Raw genomic sequence first — 3,715 nt, 5'->3', positions numbered from 1 at the left:
CCGCGACGGTCGTCACGCCGCAGCGCGCGGCCAGCGCGGCGAGGCCCTCCGCGTTCAGGTCCATGCCCACCACGCGCGCGCCGGCGGCGGCCAGCGCCTCGGCCGTCGCGGCACCGAGGCCGGAGCCCGCACCCGTCACCAGCGCCGCGATGCCGTCGATGTCCATGGCGTCCCTCTGCCCGATCCGCGCGCCAGCCTACACCGGGCAGGGTCGTGTGAGACCTTCGGCGCGCAGGGCAGCGTCACGCCGGCGCGTCGGTGCGGCGGAAGGTCCAGTAGCGCGGCGTGCGGCCCTCGCGGATCGCCTTCGCCTCGTAGCGCGTCGCGAACCAGCCCTCGGGACGCGCGCCGCGGGCCTCGGAGGCGAGCGTGAAGAAGCGCTGGCCGGACAGCAGCACCTCCTCCACCCAGGCCTGGTAGGTCGGGTCGTCCGAGGCTATGCGCCATTCCGCGCCCGGGCGCAGCGCGCGGGCGACCGCGGGCAGCGTCGCCGGCTGGACGAAGCGGCGCTTCGCATGCCGCGCCTTCGGCCAGGGGTCGGGGAACATGAGGTAGAGGCGGCCGAGCGCGTCCGCCGGCAGCAGCCCGAGCAGGTGGCGCGCATCCTCGGGCCAGAGGCGGAGCCGCTCGGGCACGGGGGCGGTCGCTTCCTCGCCCTCCGGCACCAGGCGCGTGAGCAGGGAACACAGGCCGTTCTCGAACACCTCGGAGGCGATCAGCGCGATCCCGGGATGCGCCGCACGCAGCGCGAGCGTGTGTTCCCCGCCGCCGAAGCCGGCTTCGAGCCACAGGTCCTTGGCGCCCTGGAAGAGCGCGGGCGCCTGTGCGGCCTCGGCCGCCGTCAGGCGGATGCGCGGCAGGGCGAGGGAGAGCAGCCTTTCCTGTCGCGGCCGCAGCGGATGACCGCGGCGGCGGCCATAGAGCCGGTCCGGGACGCCTTCGGCGAGGGGGGGACGGTCGGCGGTCATCGCGCTACCTGCCAACGAAAAAGGGGCGACGCCGTGGCGCCGCCCTCCTGGGTGTGCGTGCAGCCCGCGGTGCGGGCCGGGCGCGGACGCCAGGCGCGCGGGTCGCGCGCCCGACATCCGCAGGCGGCGAATTACCGCCCGAAGGCCCGCTTCAGCTCATCCACCAGGTCGGTCTTCTCCCAGGTGAAGGTGCCCTTCTCGGCATCCGGCGTGCGGCCGAAATGGCCGTAGGCGGAAGTCGGCACGTAGATCGGGCGGTTCAGGTGCAGATGCTCCCGGATGCCGCGCGGGGAGAGGTTCACGAGGCCGTCGATGACCTTCGCGAGCTTCACCTCGTCGATGTCGCGCCCCGTGCCGTGGAGATCGAAGTAGACCGAGAGCGGCTTGGACACGCCGATCGCGTAGGACACCTGGATGGTGCACTTGTCCGCGAGGCCCGCCGCGACGACGTTCTTCGCGACATAGCGCGCGGCATAGGCGGCCGACCGGTCGACCTTGGTCGGGTCCTTGCCGCTGAACGCGCCGCCGCCATGCGGGGCCGCGCCGCCATAGGTGTCGACGATGATCTTCCGGCCCGTCAGGCCGCAATCGCCGTCCGGCCCGCCGATGACGAACTTGCCGGTCGGGTTCACGTAGAACTCGTTGTCTGGGCACATCCAGCCCTTGGGCAGCGTGCTTTCGACGATCGGGCGCAGGATGCGCTTGATCTCGGCCTGCTCCAGCCCCTCGACATGCTGGGTCGAGACGACGACGGAGGTGGCGCCGACCGGCTTGCCGTCCACGTAGCGCAGCGTGACCTGCGACTTGGCGTCGGGCAGCAGGCCCTTCACGGCGACGTCGCCGTTGCGGCGCATCTCGCTGATGCGGCGCAGGACGAGGTGCGCGTAGTAGAGCGGCGCGGGCATCAGCTCCGGCGTCTCGGTGCAGGCGTAGCCGAACATGATCCCCTGGTCGCCGGCGCCTTCATCCTTGTTACCGGCGGCGTCCACGCCCTGCGCGATGTGCGCGGACTGGGCGTGCAGGTGGCAGGCGATCTCGGCGTTCTGCCAGTGGAAGCCTTCCTGCTCGTAGCCGATGTCGTGGATGGCGAGGCGGGCAAGGTGCATCAGGTATTCGGGCGTGACCGAGCCGGGGCCGCGCACTTCGCCGGCCAGCACGACACGGTTGGTCGTGACCAGCGTCTCGCAGGCGACGCGGGAATAGGGGTCGGCGCTGAGGAACGCGTCGAGCACGGTGTCGGAGATGCGGTCCGCCACCTTGTCCGGATGCCCTTCGGAGACGGATTCGGACGTGAAGAGGTATTCGCCGGTATCGCGCATGGCTTGGTTCGGCCTCTTGTCGCGGGAAACGCCGGCGGGAAGCCCCGGCAGGCTGGGCCCGGAGGATCCGGGACGGGGGCGTATGGCAAGGGGGTGTGGCGGGGTCAAGCCGGGCCGGACGGTCCCCGGCCCTTTCGGTCAGGCGACTTCGCGTGTGGTCGGGGCGATCGCCTCCGCCCGCGCGGCAAGTCTCGCGCGCAGTGGCAGCAGCGAAGGGCCGTCGCGCAGCACCGGCAGGCAGGCGCCGGCATCGTAGCGGCCGTTGCCGCGGGCGGAGAGCATGCGCTCGATCCGCCAGCGCAGCCCCGCATCGCCGAAATGCCGCCGGTCATCCTCATCGATATAGGATTCGACCGCCGCGCCTTCGGCCAGCAGCACCCCGTGCGCGGGCAATTCCACCTGTACATAGGCAATGCCGCGCCAGACCGGTTCCTGTACGATGCTCCGCCCGTTCACCAGCAGCACCGCCGGCACCAGCCGCCCGGCGAGCAGCAGCGCATGGCCCGGCGCCAGCAGAAGGTCGCGGCAGGGCACGCCTTCCGCCAGCGCCCCGGCGGCGATGCGCACCGGCGCGACCAGCGCCGGGCGCCGGTGGCGTGCGATGTCGATGCTCCGCCGCCCGACCCAGGCGACCGGCACCGGCGGGGTGCCGTTCCGCGCCGACATCAGAAGGTCGCCCGGCCGTAACGCCGCAGCGCGCACCTCGCCGCGCATGGTTGCGATCCGCGTTTCCGCAGCGAAGCCCGTGCACGCCCCGATCGCGCCGTCATCCGGCCAGGGCATGCCAGTTCGAGCCATGGTCATCGCCACGTCCCACCACCCATCAATGCCCCGGCCATCAGGATGGTGTCTCGCCGTGGCGCCGAAAAGCCGCGGTGCCCTGCGCTGGTGTTAACTTCTTGTTGATCAGGCTGGGGTCCCGCCTCGGCGCGCCGACGGGTACCAGAGGACGACCGGGCCACGGCGAATGGCCGGTCCCGCGCCTCGCGCGCCGCTACTCCAGCAGCACGCGGGACGGCGTGACGACCACGCCGCTTGAGCGCCGCCCGCCGCCGGCGATGTCCGTGAAGGTCTCCATCCGGGTGGCGTAGCCCTGCGCCGCGACCATGCCGGTCGCGGTGTCTATCGCGAGCCGCGCGGAGATCGCCACCTGCATCGTCGTGCCGCTGCCGCGCAGCCGCCCCGCGAGCTCGACCCCGCAGCGCGCGACCAGCACCGCCCGCCCGCCGATTGCGGAGGTGCCTTCCGGCCGGCAGCGGCCGCCCGTGGCCGAGCCTTCGACCGGCATCGGGAAGTCCTCCGCGGGCGCGATGCGTCGGCGCTCCAGGCTGAGCGTCGCGAACTGCGCCCGCCAGGCCGCGACAAGGCCGTCGCGCGCCGCGTCGGCGGCGGCGCCGCTGCCTTCGGGCCGCGGGGCGGCGAACTCGG

General features: G+C 72.8%; 5 protein-coding genes. All 5 read right to left on the bottom strand.

Features of this window, described 5'->3' with window-relative positions; all coding sequences use genetic code 11:
• The coding region (locus tag HW577_RS22480) for an SDR family NAD(P)-dependent oxidoreductase (RefSeq protein WP_198378347.1) at window positions 1-166 on the bottom strand (166 nt) is incomplete at its 3' end.
• A 76-nt stretch (window positions 167-242) separates the two neighbouring features.
• On the bottom strand, window positions 243-968 hold the full coding sequence (gene trmB / locus HW577_RS22475) for a tRNA (guanine(46)-N(7))-methyltransferase TrmB (RefSeq protein ID WP_198378346.1): 726 nt from the start codon (window positions 966-968) through the stop codon (window positions 243-245).
• 131 nt (window positions 969-1,099) lie between these two features.
• Window positions 1,100-2,287 (bottom strand): methionine adenosyltransferase, encoded by a 1,188-nt coding sequence (gene metK, locus HW577_RS22470; RefSeq protein WP_198378345.1) that lies wholly within the window; start codon window positions 2,285-2,287, stop codon window positions 1,100-1,102.
• Window positions 2,288-2,425: 138 nt separating this feature from the next.
• On the bottom strand, window positions 2,426-3,070 hold the full coding sequence (locus tag HW577_RS22465; RefSeq protein ID WP_269769587.1) for a Hint domain-containing protein: 645 nt from the start codon (window positions 3,068-3,070) through the stop codon (window positions 2,426-2,428).
• Between the two features lie 211 nt (window positions 3,071-3,281).
• A partial coding sequence (locus HW577_RS22460) for a hypothetical protein (protein ID WP_198378343.1) occupies window positions 3,282-3,715 on the bottom strand: 434 nt, incomplete at its 5' end.

This window comes from Neoroseomonas rubea (assembly GCF_016106015.1).
Taxonomy (GTDB): domain Bacteria; phylum Pseudomonadota; class Alphaproteobacteria; order Acetobacterales; family Acetobacteraceae; genus Neoroseomonas; species Neoroseomonas rubea.
The sequence above is the reverse complement of the archived record's forward strand: the minus strand, read 5'-3'. Positions and strand labels throughout refer to the sequence as shown.